The sequence below is a fragment of the Streptomyces sp. T028 genome, assembly GCF_048159505.1.
In the GTDB taxonomy this organism is placed as follows: Bacteria; Actinomycetota; Actinomycetes; order Streptomycetales; family Streptomycetaceae; genus Streptomyces.
Genome location: NZ_JBLRVZ010000063.1, coordinates 1 through 17,102, shown reverse-complemented (window position 1 = coordinate 17,102; position 17,102 = coordinate 1). Strand labels below are relative to the sequence as shown.

Annotated in this window: 15 protein-coding genes and 1 riboswitch; of the genes, 5 read left to right on the top strand and 10 right to left on the bottom strand. The window is 70.8% G+C overall.

The features are described 5' to 3' along the window. Positions 1-11 precede the first annotated feature (11 nt). Both ACLZN2_RS44970 and ACLZN2_RS44965 read left to right on the top strand, forming a co-directional pair. Positions 12-740: an alpha/beta fold hydrolase gene (locus ACLZN2_RS44970; RefSeq protein ID WP_416985682.1), complete on the top strand. Its 729-nt coding sequence runs from the start codon at positions 12-14 to the stop codon at positions 738-740. A 68-nt stretch (positions 741-808) separates the two neighbouring features. Then, entirely contained in the window at positions 809-1,300 is a 492-nt protein-coding gene (locus tag ACLZN2_RS44965; protein ID WP_416985681.1) for a DUF4188 domain-containing protein, read from the top strand. Positions 1,301-1,729: 429 nt separating this feature from the next. Here ACLZN2_RS44965 and ACLZN2_RS44960 read toward each other — a convergent pair whose 3' ends face one another. Beyond that, a complete protein-coding gene (locus ACLZN2_RS44960; RefSeq protein ID WP_416985679.1) occupies positions 1,730-2,929 on the bottom strand; it encodes an MBL fold metallo-hydrolase in 1,200 nt (399 codons plus the stop codon). 128 nt (positions 2,930-3,057) lie between these two features. On the opposite strand from ACLZN2_RS44960, the gene ACLZN2_RS44955 reads away from it, so the two are divergent. Both ACLZN2_RS44955 and ACLZN2_RS44950 read left to right on the top strand, forming a co-directional pair. Next, positions 3,058-4,239: a Glu/Leu/Phe/Val dehydrogenase dimerization domain-containing protein gene (locus ACLZN2_RS44955; RefSeq protein WP_416985677.1), complete on the top strand. Its 1,182-nt coding sequence runs from the start codon at positions 3,058-3,060 to the stop codon at positions 4,237-4,239. Positions 4,240-4,308: 69 nt separating this feature from the next. Further along, entirely contained in the window at positions 4,309-4,938 is a 630-nt protein-coding gene (locus ACLZN2_RS44950) for a TetR/AcrR family transcriptional regulator (protein WP_416985675.1), read from the top strand. Between the two features lie 419 nt (positions 4,939-5,357). Here ACLZN2_RS44950 and ACLZN2_RS44945 read toward each other — a convergent pair whose 3' ends face one another. The 4 genes from ACLZN2_RS44945 to ACLZN2_RS44930 form a co-directional block, all read right to left on the bottom strand. Continuing rightward, the gene (locus tag ACLZN2_RS44945) at positions 5,358-6,143 is read right to left on the bottom strand and encodes an SGNH/GDSL hydrolase family protein (RefSeq protein ID WP_416985673.1); all 786 of its coding nucleotides are present in this window, start codon (positions 6,141-6,143) and stop codon (positions 5,358-5,360) included. A 126-nt stretch (positions 6,144-6,269) separates the two neighbouring features. Continuing rightward, the gene (locus ACLZN2_RS44940) at positions 6,270-6,977 is read right to left on the bottom strand and encodes a DUF6250 domain-containing protein (protein ID WP_416985671.1); all 708 of its coding nucleotides are present in this window, start codon (positions 6,975-6,977) and stop codon (positions 6,270-6,272) included. Positions 6,978-7,251: 274 nt separating this feature from the next. Beyond that, positions 7,252-8,244 (bottom strand): M23 family metallopeptidase, encoded by a 993-nt coding sequence (locus ACLZN2_RS44935; RefSeq protein ID WP_416985669.1) that lies wholly within the window; start codon positions 8,242-8,244, stop codon positions 7,252-7,254. Between the two features lie 4 nt (positions 8,245-8,248). Then, a riboswitch (cyclic di-AMP (ydaO/yuaA leader) is annotated at positions 8,249-8,407 on the bottom strand. Between the two features lie 304 nt (positions 8,408-8,711). After that, the gene (locus ACLZN2_RS44930; RefSeq protein WP_416985667.1) at positions 8,712-10,865 is read right to left on the bottom strand and encodes an alpha-galactosidase; all 2,154 of its coding nucleotides are present in this window, start codon (positions 10,863-10,865) and stop codon (positions 8,712-8,714) included. A gap of 222 nt (positions 10,866-11,087) precedes the next feature. On the opposite strand from ACLZN2_RS44930, the gene ACLZN2_RS44925 reads away from it, so the two are divergent. Then, the gene (locus tag ACLZN2_RS44925; protein ID WP_416985665.1) at positions 11,088-11,885 is read left to right on the top strand and encodes a tyrosine-protein phosphatase; all 798 of its coding nucleotides are present in this window, start codon (positions 11,088-11,090) and stop codon (positions 11,883-11,885) included. A 26-nt stretch (positions 11,886-11,911) separates the two neighbouring features. Here ACLZN2_RS44925 and ACLZN2_RS44920 read toward each other — a convergent pair whose 3' ends face one another. From ACLZN2_RS44920 to ispG, 5 genes are all read right to left on the bottom strand, one after another. Next, a complete protein-coding gene (locus ACLZN2_RS44920; protein WP_416985664.1) occupies positions 11,912-12,034 on the bottom strand; it encodes a DUF6126 family protein in 123 nt (40 codons plus the stop codon). After that, entirely contained in the window at positions 12,031-12,657 is a 627-nt protein-coding gene (locus ACLZN2_RS44915; RefSeq protein ID WP_416985663.1) for a helix-turn-helix domain-containing protein, read from the bottom strand. Before ACLZN2_RS44915 ends, ACLZN2_RS44920 begins: the two co-directional genes overlap by 4 nt. A 74-nt stretch (positions 12,658-12,731) precedes the next feature. Continuing rightward, complete coding sequence (locus ACLZN2_RS44910) at positions 12,732-14,117, bottom strand: aspartate aminotransferase family protein (protein WP_416985661.1); 1,386 nt, start codon at positions 14,115-14,117, stop codon at positions 12,732-12,734. Continuing rightward, positions 14,114-16,027: a 1-deoxy-D-xylulose-5-phosphate synthase gene (dxs, locus tag ACLZN2_RS44905; RefSeq protein ID WP_416985659.1), complete on the bottom strand. Its 1,914-nt coding sequence runs from the start codon at positions 16,025-16,027 to the stop codon at positions 14,114-14,116. The genes ACLZN2_RS44910 and dxs overlap by 4 nt, the downstream gene beginning before the upstream one ends. 37 nt (positions 16,028-16,064) lie before the next feature. Then, the coding region (gene ispG / locus ACLZN2_RS44900; protein ID WP_416985657.1) for a flavodoxin-dependent (E)-4-hydroxy-3-methylbut-2-enyl-diphosphate synthase at positions 16,065-17,102 on the bottom strand (1,038 nt) is incomplete at its 5' end.

The window sequence follows — 17,102 nt, the reverse complement described above, 5'->3', positions numbered from 1 at the left end:
GTTGATCCCTGGTGAGCGGGAATCCGACGATCGTGCTCGTACACGGAGCCTTTGCTGACAGCAGCGGCTTCAACGCCGTCGCCAAGCGGCTTGTCGCCGACGGCTATCCAGTGGTCGCCGCGCCGAATCCCCTTCGAGGGCTCGCCTTTGACGCGGCCAACGTCAAGGCACTGCTGGACAGCATCGAGGGACCGATCGTGCTGGTCGGGCACTCTTACGGCGGTGCCGTCATCTCCACTGCCGCCGAGGGAAACGCGAACGTGAAAGCGCTGGTCTACCTGGCGGCGTTCGTGCCTGAAGCGGGCGAGAGCGCGCAAGCACTGGTCGAGCGGTTCCCGGGCAGCACGGTGGGAGAGTCCCTGAAGCCTGTGCCGCTGCCCGACGGACAGGCGGACCTCTACATCGACCCCAAGGTCTTTCATCCCCATTTCGCGGCCGACGTGTCCGCGGAGGAAGCCGCCCTCTACTCGATCACGCAACGCCCGGCCACCGGCGCCGCCCTCGGTGAGCCCGCCACCGGTCCGCAGGCATGGCACACCATCCCGAACTACAACCTGATCAGCGGCGCCGACAGGATCATCCCACCGGCGACGCAGGAGTTCATGGCCCAGCGCTCCGGCGCGAAGACCCAGGTGGTCGAGGGTGCCTCGCACATGGTGTTCGTCTCCCGACCGGGCGCGACGGTGGGCCTCATCGAGACAGCCGTGCAGGAACAGGCGCTCCCGCGACAACACCGCTGAGATTCGTTCGAAGTCCAGATCAGCCATCCGGCCGACCTGAGCCGTCGCAGGGGGAACAAAGGGGAATCATGTCCGGGAAAGTAGTTCCAGGTCGCAACACCGCTGCCGCCGAAGGCGACGTCGTAATCTTCCACATCGGGCTACGGATCAACCGGCTGCGAGCACTCTCCAGCTGGTTGCCGGCATTCATGTCGATGCCGCGAATGCTGCGTGAGCTGTCCCAGGAAAAGACCAGCGGACTTCTCGGCTACAAGGTGCTCTACGGCAGCCTCCGAGACTTCTACGTCGTCCAGTACTGGACCGACAAGGAACGGCTCCTCGCCTACGCCCACCAGCAGGACAAGGAGCACCGGCCCGCATGGACAGCGTTCAACCGACGAGCACGCGCCGGGAAGGGGCATGTGGGTATCTGGCACGAGACGTTCATCGTCCCGGCAGGCTCCTACGAATCGGTGTACGTCGACATGCCCGCATACGGCCTCGGCGCCGCAACAGGTGTCGTACCGGTCGGTCGGCGCGGCGACACGGCGGCCCAGCGGCTGAAAGCGGCAAAGGGGTAGGCGTCCGTTCCGCGCGAGTCGCTCACCCCGAATAGTGCGGGCACACCGGTGACATGTCCTGCCAGCGGGCTGGATCTATGCTGTGACGTGCGGCCACTCCTGATCTTCTGTCTTCACACACCGATGATCATCGGTGGTCGCCGCACCCCGGGCAGGGGCTGAGCGGCCTCCCAGAACATGTAACGCTACGGCGTCTCCGACCGGGTTGAGACGACCACGTCGCCGGGAGGCACGTCCTTGTCGACGAGCCCGCCTCCGGTCCCCGCTACGCACCATTCACTGTCACTCGCACACTCTCGCCCCTCCGGCCGACGGAGGGCACCGGCCGGAAGTCCGACGCCCGTTCCCGGCTCTGCCGGAGCGGCGGGGCGGGCTGGGACGCACCGGCCTCCCGCGCGCGTCCCGGCCCGTCTCCCGTCCGCGCGGGCGTCAGCGGTCGCCCGCGAGGTCGAGATCGTCCTTCCGGGGCTCGGGCTCGACGGCGGGCTTGCGCGGCTCGGACGGAAGCCACGGGCGGGCGATCGGGTGGGAGGCCGCCGTCCACCACGGGTCCGTGGGGAGCCCGCCCGCGGGCTCGAACGGCTCGCCGGGCCGCGGGCTCGCCACCGGCTGACCGGCCTCCTCGCCCGCGTCCTTCGTCCACTGCCCGGGCTCCGCCCACGCGTGCGTGGCGAGATTGAAGGTGCCCCAGTGGATCGGCAGCAGGACACCGCCCGGCGCGCCGCCCTGGAGGTCGAGGTGCGCGCGCACGCCCTCCTCCGGCGTCATGTGGATGTCGGGCCAGAAGTCCGAGTACGCGCCGATCTGGATCATCGTCGCGTCGAACGGGCCGTGGTCGGCGCCGATGTCCTGGAAGCCCTCGAAGTAGCCGGTGTCGCCGCTGTGGTAGACGCGGTGCTCCTCTCCGGCGACCACCCAGGAGGCCCAGAGGGTGTGCTGCGTGTTGCGCAGGCCGCGGCCGCAGAAGTGGCGGGCCGGGGTGGCGGTGAGGGTGAGTCCGCCGACCTTGGTCGCCTCGTGCCAGTCCAGCTCGCGCAGCCGGTCCGCCGACACGCCCCAGTACTCCAGATGGGCGCCGACGCCGAGCGGTACCGCGAAGAGGGTGTCCGTCCCGGCCAGCGCCTTGATCGTGGGCATGTCCAGGTGGTCGTAGTGGTCGTGGGAGATGACGACGACGTCGACCGGGCCCAGCGCGGCCAGCGGCAGCGGCACCGGGTGCAGCCGCTTGGGTCCGGCGAAGGAGAACGGGGAGCAGCGCTCGCCCCAGACGGGGTCGAACAGCACCCGCTGCCCGTCGATCTCGGCGAGGACGCTGGAATGGCCCATCCAGGTCAGTCTGAGACCCGTGGCGGGTGGCTTGGCGAGGTCGGCGAGGGTCGTCGCGTGCACCGGGACCGTGCCCACGGGGGCGCGGCGGGGCCGCTGCTCCTTGTCGAAGAAGACCTTGGCGAAGTCCATCGCCGAACCCGACGGGCGGGTGCGGGCGGGGCCGCCGGGGTTCTGGAAGACCCCGTCCTTGAAGTGGGGCGATCTGCGGATGCGCGCCATGCGCTCACCGCTCGGGTCCGCGCCGAAGCCCTCGGGCTGCAGTGCGCGGAGCCCGGAGCTCAGGGAACGGAAACCGGACACGGTACCTCCAGGTGGAGTCGCTGAGGCATTCCATTATGGTCGCCCCCTCCGACAGCGCGTTGACAGCCCGTGCCCAGGCTCCCGATACTGACCCACTGTTCAGTAGCGACCTGGTCCGAGGAGTCCCCATGCGCGCCGCCCCTCTGTTGTCCCTCACCTGGACGGACGAGGTCACCGGCCGCCGCGGCCATCTGGTGGTCGACCGGCTGGTGCGCGGGGTGTGCAGCGGCGGTCTGCGGATGCGGGAGGGCTGCACCCTGGAGGAGGTGACGGGCCTCGCGCGCGGGATGAGCCTGAAGGAGGCGCTGCACTACGACCCCGAGGCGCGGTACGTCCCCCTGGGCGGGGCCAAGGGAGGCATCGACTGCGATCCCCGGGACCCGGAGGCGTACGGCCTGCTGGTCCGCTATCTGCGGGCGGTACGGCCGTACGTGGAGAGCTGCTGGACCACCGGCGAGGACCTGGGGCTGAGCCAGGACCTGGTGGACCGGGCGGCCGCCGAGGCGGGGCTGGTCTCGTCGGTGCAGGCCGTCTATCCGCTGCTCGACGACGAGACGGCGGCCCGTGCACGGCTCGCGGACGCCTTCGCGGTCGAGGTGGACGGCATCGGGCTGGACGAACTGGTCGGCGGCTGCGGGGTCGCCGAGTCGGTGCTGACCGCCCTGGACCGGGCCGGGGTGCCGTACGCGGGGACGCGGGTGGCGCTCCAGGGGCTCGGCACGATGGGCGGGGCCACGGCACGCTTCCTCACGCGCGCGGGGCTGACGGTGGTGGCCGTCGCCGACGTCAAGGGCACGATCGCCAACCCGGCCGGGCTGGACGTGGAGGCGCTGCTGTTCGCGCGCGACGCCCACGGCACGGTGGACCGCTCGGTGCTGCGGCCCGGCGACCGCGAACTGCCGGGTGACGCCTGGCTGTCGGCCGACGCGGAGGTGCTGGTGCCCGCGGCGGTGTCGTACGCGATCGGCGCCGAGGAGCAGCAGCGGATCACGGCCCGCTGGATCGCCGAGGCGGCCAACATGCCGGTGCTGCCGGAGGCGGAGGTGTCGCTCCACGCGCGCGGGGTGACCGTACTGCCGGACGTCGTGGTCAACTCCGGGACGAACGCCTGGTGGTGGTGGACGCTGTTCGGGGACGTCGGCGCGGACGCGGACGAGGCGTTCGCGTACACCCGCCGTGCGATGCGCGCGCTGGTGGAGCTGGTCCTGGCGCGCGCCGAGGCGGACGGGACGACGCCCCGGGCCGCCGCGCACGCGGTCGCGGCCGAGCGGCTGCCGGTGATCGCGGAGCGGTTCGGCAGCCACCGCTGAGGGCGTCGACGCAGGTCGAGCGCGCTCTGCGGACCGGTGCCGCACAGGGCCCCTGTGTAGGGTGACGGCGTGGCGAGGGTCCGGTTGAGCGTGGCCGAGCGGCGTGCGGAGCTGCTGCGGGCGGCCATCGAGCAGATCGAGGCGCGGGGCGTGGCGGCGGTCAGGATCGCCGACGTGGCCGCGGCGCTCGGCGTGAGCAACGCGCTGGTCCTCTACCACTTCTCGACCAAGGAGAAGCTGGTCGCCGCCGCCTTCGCGTACGCCGCCGAGGACGACCTGGACCACCTGCGCAAGCTGCTCGGCCGCCGGACGAGCGCGCTGCGCCGGCTGCGGGCGGCCGTGCGCTGGTACGCGCCCACCGGCCAGGCCAAGGGCTGGCGGCTGTGGATCGAGGGCTGGGCGGCGTCCCTGCGCGAGCCCGCGCTGCGGGAGGTCGCCCGGGACCTCGACCGTGAGTGGAAGGCGGCGCTGGCCGAGGTGATCGCCGAGGGCGTGGCCGCCGGCGAGTTCGCCTGCCCCGACCCCACCGCCACGGCCCTGCGTCTGACGGCCCTCCTGGACGGCCTGGCCGTCCAGCTGACCTCATACGGCGGCACGGTGTCACGGGTCCGGGCACAGGAGTGGGTGGAAGATGCGCTGGCCAAAGAACTCGGATTGGACGAACCAGCCCGTCCAACACTTGAGGCCGAGGCCCCTTGAGGGCCGAACAGGGGTCGGGGGGCGGAACCCCAGGGAACGCGAACCGGGGGGCCGGGGGCAGAGCCCCAGGGAACGCAAACCGGGGACCGGGGGCAGAGCCCCAGAGAACGCAAACCCGCAGGTCCGGAGAGTAGAGCCCCAGAGAACGCAAACCGGCGAGCCAGGGGCAGAGCCCCAGAGAACGCAAACCGGCGGGCCGGGGGCAGAGCCCCAGAGAACGCGAACCCGCAGGTCCGGAGAGTAGAGCCCCAGGGGATGCGAACCGGCGGGCCAGGGGCAGAGCCCCAGGGAACGCGAACCCGCAGGTCCGGAGAGTAGAGCCCCAGGGGATGCGAACCGGGGGTCTGGGGGCAGCGCCCCCAGGGGATGGGAGCGGGTAAGGGCGGCGGGGGCGGGAAAACCCGACCGCCACCCACCCCTCACGCCACCGAAGCGATCCGCATCCGGATGTCCTCCGGCGACAACGCGCCCTTCGCCGTCACATGGTCCCCGGACGACTCCCCCCGCAGCCGCCGCCCGATCCACGGCACGAGATACTCCCGCGCCCAGTGCACATCGTCCCGCCGCACATCCAGCGTCCCCCGCGGCGGCAACGGCGGCCACGCCTGCTCGGGATCCGCCGGCACCTGGAGCCCGAGCACCTGCCCGGCCCGCAGCGCCACGCGCGTGTGCCCCTCGGGAGACAGGTGCAGCCGGTCGTCGTCCCAGGCCCGCCGGTCCTGCACGGACTTCAGGGACCACAGGTCCAGCACCGGGCACCCGTACCGGTCCGCGACGGCCCGTACATGCCCGTTGTACGTGGCGATCTTCCCGCGCAGATGCTTGAGCACGGGAACGCCCCGGGTGTCGAAGCCGGTGGTCACCATGACCGTGCCGGCGACGGCGGTCAGTGCGGCGATCGCGCGCTCGAAGCGCTCGGCGACTTCGTCGGGGTCGGTACCGGGGCGGATGATGTCGTTGCCGCCGGCGCAGAAGGAGACCAGGTCCGGCGCGAGCTCGACGGCCCGCGGCAGCTGGTCCTCCATGATCTGGTCGAGCAGTTTTCCGCGCACCGCGAGGTTGGTGTACCCGAAGTCGCCCTCGGGCCGCCGGTCCGCGAGCAGTACCGCGAACCGGTCGGCCCAGCCGACGAACGCCCCGTCGGGGCCGGGGTCGCCGACGCCCTCGGTGAAGCTGTCCCCCACCGCCACGTACGACCCGATCACTGATCTTTCGTCACTCTTCGAATCGTCTGCCACAGCCGTTCATGATTCCCCTTCGAATGTGACCTACGCGACCGTAGGAAGGGGTTGACGGGCGGTGAGATAAGACACTCCTAAAGAATTGGCCAATCAGGGAATAGGCGACCACACCCGGAAGCTGCCGATGCGGAAATGACTCCAGGTGGTGCGGAACGCGAAGTGCCCTCGGGTGTACGGCTCCGGGTCGGTGTGGTCGAAGACGAGCCGCCCGTTGTTCCACCAGCGCACGGTGGAGCCGTCGGACACGATCCGGACGTGGTGCGGCTCGTTCGCCACGAGCAGCGGCTCGGTGTAGTCGTGGACGAGCGGCCGTACGCCCGCCTCGCCGACGTAGCGGCGCAGCCGGGTGGTGGTGTTGGAGTTGGCGCCGTAGCCGACGTAGTACGCCCTGAGGTAGTCGTACTCGGCGAGGGCGCCGCCGCGCGGGGTGGCGAAGAGGTCGTCCGGGGAGCGGACGTCGACGGCGTTCCAGAAGTTGTTGAGGTCGGAGACACGGTCGTTGACGCCGCCCGCGGAGACGGGCGTCGCGACGTACTCGAGGACGTACGGTCCTTCGAGCGGCCGCTTGAACCAGACGGTCGCCCCGGCCGGCACGTCGACCTCCAGGACCCCGTGCGAGGCCGTGACGGTCCCGCCCCGCTCCAGTTCCACGGCCCACTGTCCGAGGCCGTGACGGAAGTCGTCGCGGGCGATCAGCCGGTGGTGGCGGCGCGGGGCACCCACCGCGGTCCCCGCGGCCAGGGCTGTCAGTGCGGCACCGGCGGCCAGTGCTCCGAATGCTCTACGCGTGGTCGTCACGTCGATCGGCTCCTCGGGTCGTGGTGACGGAGGGCCGGGGAATCCGGCGGATCTCGGTCTCCCCGTGTCCGCGGCGGCCCTTCGGGGAAAGCGCTTTCCCCTCACGAGGATCACTGTGTCCCCACCCTGCCCCGGCTGTCGACGGGGCGAAAAGGGACGCCACAAGACCGCAATACGGCGATCACGAACACGCGGAGCGAAGGCCGGCCCCGGGGCTCGGGGTCCGGCCTTCGCTCCGCGTGTCAGGCGTGCTCGGCGATCGACGTCAGCGGGGTCAGCCGACGGTGACGCCGTGGGAGCGGAGGTAGGCGACCGGGTCCACGTCGGAGCCGTAGTTCGGCGTGGTGCGGATCTCGAAGTGCAGGTGCGGGCCGGTCACGTTGCCGGTCGCACCGGAGAGACCGATCTGCTGACCCGCGGTCACCGTCTGACCGGCCGAGACCGAGAGCTGGGACAGGTGGGCGTACTGCGCGTAGTAGCCGTCGCCCAGCTTGATGACGACCTGGTTGCCGTACGCGCCGCCCCAGCCCGCGGAGACGACCGTGCCCGCGGCGACGGCCTTCAGCGAGGTACCGGTCGGGACGACGAAGTCGACACCGGTGTGGTAGCCGCTGGACCACATGCTGCCGGCCACGCGGTAGTTGGTGCCCACGGTAGCGCCGGACACCGGGGCGGTGTAGCCACTGGAGGTGCCGGTGCCGCTCCCGGCGGCCTGGGTGGCCGCGTTCGAGGAGGACGAGGACGCCTTCGAGTCGGAGGACTCCGAGGACGAGGATGAGGACTTCGTGGTCGACGACTTCGACGCCTTCGACGAAGAGGAGGAGGAACCGGACGAACCGGACGAGGACTTGGTGCTCGCGGCCTTCGCGCCGATCGACAGTTCGAGGCCGGGGTGGATCAGCGAGGGGTTGCTGCCGACGGCCTCGCGGTTGTCCGCGTACAGCTTCTGCCAGCCGCCGCTGACCCGCTGCTCGTCGGCGATCTTGGCGAGGTAGTCGCCGGCCCGCACGGTGTAGGTCTTCGTGCTCTTGGCGGCGGACTTCCGGGTCGTCGACGCGGCCTCGACGGCGCTTTCCGCGACCGACTGGGAGACCGTCTGCGCGACCGACTGGGAAGCGCTCTGGGAAACGGACTGCGGGGTGGCCGCGTGGGCGCCGGTGGCTCCCATGAGCGGGAGGGCGAGTGCCGCTCCGCCGGTTCCGGCGACGGCGATGGAACGGGTGAAGCGCAGGGTCTTCGGGCGGCGGTGCTTACCCTTCGCGGGCATGGCGAATTCCTCTCCGGCGCCTGCGAGGTGAGCTGTCGGGTGCGGACGGGAGATGTCCGGCCGCGACGGGTCGCGGCTTTACCCCAAGCCTGTTCCGGAGACCGGAACAGGCGGTTCTGCCTGTGGGTCCCCCGCTCCTGCCGTGCACGGGTGAGTGTGCGGATTCCGGGCGGCGGCAGGATTCGGCGTCCGTCCGGATTGGTCTGGAACGTAAGCGACCCAGACGCACAGGAACAAGCAGTGGTTGCCCGGTTAATGCCTTTCTCTTGATCCGCTGTGCGAATTCCCAGTGACGCTCCGTGCAACGAGCACCGGAAATTTCGCCTAACGCCCTTGAAAAGCACTTTGATTACGTGAACATGACGGGCGACGCAGGGTCACGGATATGACCCTGCTCACGTGACGGCTCTCCAGGATTCCTTATTCCAGAGCGAGTTGGAACTAAGGTTTCAATTAGGACAGAAACCTCAGATCCGACGCAGGCGGATAACCGTCGCATCGAGGTCACCGCGCAGCCCGGTCCGCAGCCCGTGGTGCAACAGCACCGCACCTCGGTGCACTTCGCCCGTTTCACGGCATTCGTACGACGCTGTCGGGTCGACGCCACGCAGTCGCAGCGCGGGGACGGGTTCGCCGTAGCGCTGCGCCTGGAGCCAGGCGAGGACGACGGTCTCGTCGCCGCGGACGTACTGGACGGCACTCAGTCCACCCGCCGGGGGACGCAGCCGGTACTGGTCGCCGTGCTGGACGAGGGGCCGGATCTCCTTGTAGAGGTCGACCCAGCGGCGGGCTTCGGCGAGTTCCTCCTCGGTCCACTCGGAGAGGTCCCCGCCGACGCCGAGCACCCCCGCCATGGCGCTGACGAACCGGAAGCGCAGCGAGCTGATCCGGCCGTTGAGCTGGGCGTTGGGGCTGTCGGTGACCCAGGCGGCCATCACGCGCGCGGGATGGATCTGACTGAAGCCGTGCTGGATGTCGAGCCGGTCGAGCGGGTCGGTGTTGTCGGAGGTCCACACCTGGTCGGTACGGGCGAGGATGCCGAGGTCGATCCGTCCGCCGCCGCCCGAGCAGGACTCGAAGGCCACGCCCGGGTGGGCCGCCCGCAGCCGGTCCAGCAGGTTGTACAGGGCACGGACGTGGTCGACCCAGAGGCGCTGCGGGTAGGGGTCGTCGGGCCAGCCGGCGTCGGTGAAGCAGCGGTTGAAGTCCCACTTGACGTAGTCGACGGGCGCGCTGGACAGCAGACCGTCGAGGCGTTGCCAGAGGTACTCCTGGACGTCCTCGCGCGCGAGGTTCAGCATGAGCTGATTGCGGAACTCCGTCCGCTTTCGTCCCGGTTGGAACTGCACCCAGTCGGGGTGCGCCCGGTACAGGTCGCTGTCCGGGTTGACCATCTCGGGCTCGACCCAGATGCCGAACTGCATGCCGAGCGCGTGCACGTAGTCGGCGAGGGGCTTGAGGCCGTTCGGGAAGCGGTCCGGGTTGGGCCACCAGTCGCCGAGACCGGCGTGGTCGCCGGTGCGGGCGCCGAACCAGCCGTCGTCGACGACGAACAGCTCGACGCCGATCGCCGCGGCCCGCCGGGCGAGGGTGGCCTGCTGCTCCTCGGAGATGTCGAAGAAGGTCGCCTCCCAGGAGTTGAACAGCACCGGCCGGTCCCGCTCGGCGTCCGGGATCACATGGGCGCGCTGGTAGGCGTGCCAGGTGCGGCTGGCGCCGCCGAAGCCGCCGTCGCTCCACAGACCGGCGAACAGGGGCGTGGTGAAGGACTCCCCCTGCGCCAGCCGCAGCAGACCGGAGTCGTCGTGTCCGGCGCCGCCGGTGATCTGCACGCGCGCGTCGGGGAGTTGGGCGACGGCGATCCGCCAGGAGCCGGACCAGCCGAGGGCGCAGCCGTAGACCTCGCCGCGCTCCTCGGTGGCGTCGGTGTCGAGGGCGACCCAGGGCAGGTACTGGTGGCCGGTGTGGCCGCGCCGACTGCCGATGATCTTCTCGCCGTAGGTGAGCGGGGCCTGGACCAGCCGGGACTCGGCGGCCCAGCGGCCGTGCAGATGCGACAGCCGCCAGCCGTCGCGCTCGGGCAGGGTCCAGGTGGCGGAGTCGGCGCGCAGCAGCTCCAGCGGCTCCTCGCCCTCGTTGCGCAGGCTCGTCCAGCGCTCCACGACGTCGCCGTGCATCCGGTAGTGCAGGGTGATCACCAGTACGCCGTCCCGGAAACGCAGCCGCAGCTCGGCGCCCCCCGAGTCCCGGGGGTCCGCAGCGCCCTCGGGGCCCAGGGCGTCCTGGGCGTCCTGGGCGTCCTGGATCTCGTACGACTCGAAGGTCCACTCGGTGCCGCGGCGCCCGGAGCCGGTGCGCACGGACAGGGCGGGGCGGACGAAACGAGGACCGCCCTCCACCGGGTACTCCTCGTGGCCGTCCAGACCGGCCTCGAAGGACGCGCGGCCCTGGAGCGGGACGGCCGCGAGGGCCTCCGCGTCGGCGAGCGCGATCCTCGGGCCCCAGTGCAGGTGCACCAGTTCGTCCGCCTCGGTGAGGTGGAGGGCATAGCTGCTCGTCGGCCCCGAAAGGAGCCAGGTACGGCCGCCCGCGGCGATCTCGGGCTTCACGGTCTCGGGCATCAAAACCCCCACTGATTCGAACAGGTGCGATCAAGCCCCAACATCATCAGGTGCGCGCGCCCTGCCCGGCAACGCCTGTGGACAAACCGTTCACCTGGGGAGACCGAGGATTCGTCCGGCTGTGGACAACCCGTTGCCCGGGGAATCCATGTCGTATGGTCGAATCGGTCCCGTCGGCCATCCGAGCCGCGCCGGCGGAGTCCGATCCGGGAGGGAGCCCCCGTGACGCAGCAGATCCCGTCGACCGAGCCCGAGCTGGCAGGTGTGCGCAACTTCCGTGACGTGGGCGGACTGCCGGCCGCCGACGGACGGCGGGTGCGGCACGGTGTGCTGTTCCGCAGCGGCCATCTCGCGCACGCGACCGACGAGGACGCCGCGTTCCTGTCCTCCCTGGGCCTGCACACGGTCTTCGACTTCCGCAACGCGGCGGACCAGAAGCTGGAGGGCCCCGACGTCGAGCTGCCGGGGGTGCGCAATGTGAACCTGCCGCTCTCGGACCCGGCGGACGGCGCGGAGTTCTGGAAGATGGTCCGCGACGGCGACATAGAGCAGCTGCGCACCCTTCTGGGGGACGGCAGGGCCGCCGGCCGGATGATCGCCTCGTACCGCACGATCATCAGGGGGCGTACGGCCGAGCACTCGCGCGTGCTGCACTCGCTGGCCGAGGACAGCGTCCCGGCGCTGATGCACTGTGCGGCCGGCAAGGACCGCGCCGGGCTGTCCGTCGCGGTGACGCTGCTCGCCGTCGGCGTGGAGCGCGAGGCGATCCTCGCGGACTACCTGGAGTCCAACGCCAAGCACCGCCGCTACAAGGTGCGGCGGGCCGGCTCGGCGGAGACCGCGTACACCCCCGAGGTGATGGAGCTGCTCAGCCCCCTCTTCGACGCCCGCGAGGAATACCTCGCGGCCGCCCTGGAGACCATCGACGAGACCTGGGGTGGCGTCGACCCCTACCTGGAGAAGGGCCTGAAGCTGGCTCCGGAGACCCGGGAGCGGCTGCGCGAGCGCCTGCTCGACTGAGAGCCTGTGGCTCCCGTCCCCGTCCCCTACTGGTTGGCCCCCACCTCGAACAGGAACCACAGGAACGCCGCGAAGACGTGTCCCGCCGCGATGTAGATGATCAGCCGGATCCAGAGACTGCGCGGGAACCGTTCCTCCCTGTTTGTCATGACGTCTCTCCAGGGGTCGGGCCCAGGCACAGCGCGGCCGTGGGACTCTGCAGCAGGGTGTGGACGAAGAGAAGGTCGACCCCATCGGGGTCCTGCGCGGCGAGGCGGTGCGGGGTCAGCGAGTCGAAGTGCGCACTGTCCCCGGGGCCGAGCAGATGCGCGGTGTCCCCGAGGCGCAGCCGCAGCCGCCCGCGCAGGACGTGCAGCCACTCCTCCCCCGGGTGCACGCGCACGATGTCGCCCTGGGAGCCGTGCGGGACATGCACCCGCAAGGCCTGCATCCCGCGCCCGGACGCACCGGCCTGCCGGTACGTCCAGCCGCCGGCACGGGTGGGTTCCAACTCGTCGGCGCGGACCACGGCGTCCCGGTCGGCGACCGTCTCGCCGAGCAGGTCCGAGACCGTCGTACCGTAAACCCTGGCGAGTGCGAGCAGCATCGGCAGCGAGGGCTGGCGCTGCCCGGTCTCCAGCCGGGAGAGATGGGCGGGCGACAGCCCGGCCGCGCGGGCTGCGGCCTCCAGGGTGAGGGCCGCCCTGCGGCGCAGGGACCGCAGCTGCGGGGCCACGGCCGGCAGGTCGTCCGGGGCGGGCGAGGAGTCGGGCGGCGAGTCGGGCGAACTCATACGCCCATTCAGCCGGATGCTTGCCCCTGAGGCAAACTTCTTGCCCCAGAGGCAAATCCTCCGGGCGCCGGACGCTACCGGTTGGCCACCGCCTGCTTGATCAGGGTCTTGCCGAAGTCCCACATCAGGCCGCCCCCGCTGTGGGCGTCGTCCATCACCTCGGTGAAGGCGTCGACGAACCGGTCCACGTCCCGCTCGTCGACGACCAGCGGCGGGATCAGCTTGATCACCTCCAGATGGTCGCCGGAGACCTGGGTGAGGATCCGGTGCCGCTGGAGCAGCGGCACGACCACCATCTGGGCGAAGAGCCCCTTGCGGGCGGTCTGGAGCATGGTCCACCGGCTGCGCAGCTTCAGCGAGTTCGGCCGGCCGAACTCGATGCCGATCATCAGGCCCCGGCCCCGGACGTCGGCGAGGAGCTCGTACGTGCCGGTCAGCGCCGCCAGCCGGGACTTCAGCCGGTCGCCCATGACGCGCGCGTTGGCCACGATCTGCTCGTTCTCCATGACGGACAGGGTCGCGAGGCCCGCCGCCATCGCCTGGGCGTTGGAGCCGAAGCTCGCCGAATGGACCAGGACGCGGTCGATCGACGAGTACACCTTCTTGAAGATCCAGTCCTTGCCGAGGGTCGCGCCGACCGGTACATAGCCGCCGGAGAGCGCCTTGGCCACGCACACCAGGTCGGGTTCGACGCCGTCCTCGTGCTGGTAGGCGTAGAAGTCACCGGTCCGGCCGAGACCCGTCTGCACCTCGTCGGCGATCAGCAGCGCCTTGTGCCGGTGCAGCAGCTCCTGGGCGGCGCGCAGATAGCCGGGCGGGGCCTCGTGCACCCCCTTGCCCTGGATCGGCTCGACGATCAGGGCGGCGACATCGCCCTTCTTCAGCTCCCGCGCCACGGCGTCGAGGTCGCCGAGCGGTACGGCCGTGTCGGGCAGCAGCGGGGCGAAGCCCTCGCGGAAGCCGTCCTCGCCGTTGACCGACAGCGAGCCGGTGGTCAGGCCGTGGAAGGCATGGTCGCAGTAGAGGACCCGCGGCCTGCCGGTGGCCCGCCGGGCGAACTTCAGGGCGGTCTCCACCGCCTCCGTCCCGCTGTTGCCGAAGAACACCCGGTCCAGGTGGGGGCTGTGGGCGAGCAGCCGTTCCGCGAGCAGCCCGGGCAGGGGCTGGCAGTCGAAGCGGGTGAGGTCGGCGAGGGAGGCGTCGAGGACGTCGTGCAGCGCCTTGCGGACGACGGGGTGGTGACGGCCCAGGCCCATCACCCCGAACCCGGCGAGCATGTCCAGGTGGTCGTTGCCGTCGGCGTCCCAGAAGTGGGCGCCCTCGGCCCGCTCGTAGACCTTGTCGAAGCCGATGGTGTGCAGCATGCGCGGGAGCTGGTGGTTGAGGTACTTCGTGTGCAGCTCGTAGCGCTCGGCTCCGCGCTCGGCCAGGAGGGCGCCGAGGTCGAACTCCTTGCTCATGCGTGTTTCTCCTTCACTGGGCCGTCGACCGGGACGTCGGCCTCCTTGACGGCCAGGCTCGCGCTGATCCGCCCGGCGATCTCGACCGGCGTGAGACCGATGTCGGCGAGCACCTCACCGCGTTTGGCGTGCGCGAGGAACTGCTCCGGGATGCCGAACCGCCGTACGGGTACGTCGACTTCGGCGTCCCCCAGGGCCAGGGCGACGGCCGAACCGACGCCCGCCGCACGGCTGTTGTCCTCGACGACGGCCACCAGCCGGTGACCGGCGGCGAGGGCGGGCAGGGCCGGGTCGACGGGTTTGACCCAACGGGGGTCCACCACCGTGCAGTTGACGCCCCTGGACTCCAGCAGCTCGGCGGCCTGGAGACACACCGGCGCCATGACGCCCACGGCGACCAGCAGCACCTCCGCCTCCTCCGTCCGGTGCAGCACGTCCATGCCGCCCACCTGGTCGACCGCCGGGATCTCCGGTCCGACCGACTCCTTGGGGAAGCGGACCAGGGTCGGCGCGTCGTCCACCGCGACGGCCTCCCGCAGCTGGGCGCGCAACTGCTCGGCGTCGCGCGGGGCGGCGATCCTGAGCCCCGGCACGACCTGGAGCACCGACAGGTCCCACATGCCGTTGTGGGAGGCCCCGTCGACCCCGGTGACCCCGGCCCGGTCCAGGACGAACGTCACCCCGCACCGGTGCAGCGCCACGTCCATCAGCAGCTGGTCGAAGGCCCGGTTGAGGAAGGTGGCGTAGACCGCGACGACCGGGTGCAGCCCGCCGGTGGCGAGGCCCGCCGCGCTGACGGCGGCGTGCTGCTCGGCGATGCCGACGTCCCACACCCGGTCCGGGAACCGCTGGGCGAAGGCGCCGAGCCCCACCGGGTGCAGCATGGCTGCCGTGATCGCCACGACGTCGTCGCGCTCCTCGCCGATGCGGACGATCTCCTCGCCGAACACGGACGTCCAGGACGGCCCGCCCGACGGCGTGAGCGGCGCGCAGGTGAGGGGGTCCATCGCGCCGACGGTGTGGAAGCGGTCCTCCTCGTGCGCGATCGCCGGCTCGTAGCCGCGCCCCTTCTCCGTCAGACAGTGCACCAGCACCGGCCCGTGGAACCGCTTGGCGCGCCGGAGCGCGGACTCGACGGCCTTGATGTCGTGCCCGTCGATCGGCCCGACGTACTTCAGCCCGAGGTCCTCGAACATGCCCTGCGGGGCGAAGGCGTCCTTGAAGCCCTTCTTCGCGCCGTGCAGCGACTCGTACACGGTGTGGCCGACGACCGGGGTCCGCAGCAGGACGTCCTTGCCCCAGGCCAGGACCTTCTCGTAGCCGTCGGTGGTGCGCAGGGTCGCCAGGTGGTTGGCGAGCCCGCCTATGGTCGGCGCGTACGAGCGCTCGTTGTCGTTGACGACGATGATCAGCGGCCGGTCCTTGGCGGCCGCGATGTTGTTCAGCGCCTCCCAGGCCATGCCCCCGGTGAGGGCTCCGTCGCCGATGACCGCGACCACATGGCCCTTCTCCCCCTGCACCTGACGGGCCTTGGCGAGCCCGTCGGCCCAGCCGAGCGCGGTGGAGGCATGGCTGTTCTCGATGACGTCGTGCTCGGACTCCTCACGGGACGGGTAGCCGGACAGGCCGCCCTTTCCGCGCAGCTTGGAGAAGTCCTGACGTCCCGTCAGAAGCTTGTGTACGTAGCTCTGGTGGCCGGTGTCCCACAGGATGCGGTCGTCCGGTGACTCGAAGACGCGGTGCAGTGCGACGGTGAGTTCCACCACCCCCAGGTTGGGCCCGAGGTGTCCGCCGGTCCTGGCGACCGCGTGCACCAGGAAGTCCCTGATTTCTTCGGACAGTTCACCGAGCTCCGGCTCGGACAGCGCCCTCAGGTCGCGTGGTTGCCGGATGTTCTCCAGGATCGTCACGATCGGGCCCCCTTCGGTCCGTGCGGTTCCGTGCTGTTCAGCTCACGGTGACGGCCGGCTCCCCCGCCGTGGCGCCGTCCCGCTCCATCTGCTCGGCAATCTTCATCGCCTCCTCGATGAGGGTCTCCACGATCTTCGACTCCGGGACGGTCTTGATGACCTCGCCCTTGACGAAGATCTGGCCCTTGCCGTTGCCCGAGGCGACGCCGAGGTCTGCCTCCCGGGCCTCGCCGGGGCCGTTCACCACACAGCCCATGACGGCGACTCGGAGGGGGACCTCCATGCCGGTGAGGCCGGCCGTGACCTCCTCGGCCAGCTTGTAGACGTCGACCTGGGCGCGGCCGCAGGACGGGCAGGAGACGATCTCCAGGCCGCGCTGCCTGAGGTTCAGGGACTCCAGGATCTGGTTGCCGACCTTGACCTCCTCGACCGGCGGGGCCGACAGGGAGACGCGGATCGTGTCGCCGATGCCCTGGGAGAGGAGCGCGCCGAAGGCGACCGCCGACTTGATCGTGCCCTGGAAGGCCGGGCCCGCCTCCGTGACGCCGAGGTGGAGCGGGTAGTCGCACTGGGCGGCCAGCCGGCGGTAGGCCTCGATCATCACGACCGGGTCGTTGTGCTTCACCGAGATCTTGATGTCGCGGAAGTCGTGCTCCTCGAAGAGGGACGCCTCCCACAGGGCCGACTCGACGAGTGCCTCCGGCGTGGCCTTGCCGTACTTCTGCAGCAGGCGGCGGTCCAGGGAGCCCGCGTTCACGCCGATGCGGATCGGCGTGCCGTGGTCCTTCGCCGCCTTCGCGATCTCCCTGACCTTGTCGTCGAACTGCTTGATGTTGCCCGGGTTGACACGGACCGCCGCGCAGCCCGCCTCGATCGCCGCGAAGACGTACTTCGGCTGGAAATGGATGTCCGCGATGACCGGGATCTGCGACTTGCGGGCGATCGTCGCCAGGGCGTCCGCGTCGTCCTGCGTCGGGCAGGCCACCCGCACGATCTGGCAGCCCGACGCGGTCAGCTCGGCGATCTGCTGAAGGGTCGCGCCGACGTCCGACGTACGGGTCGTCGTCATCGACTG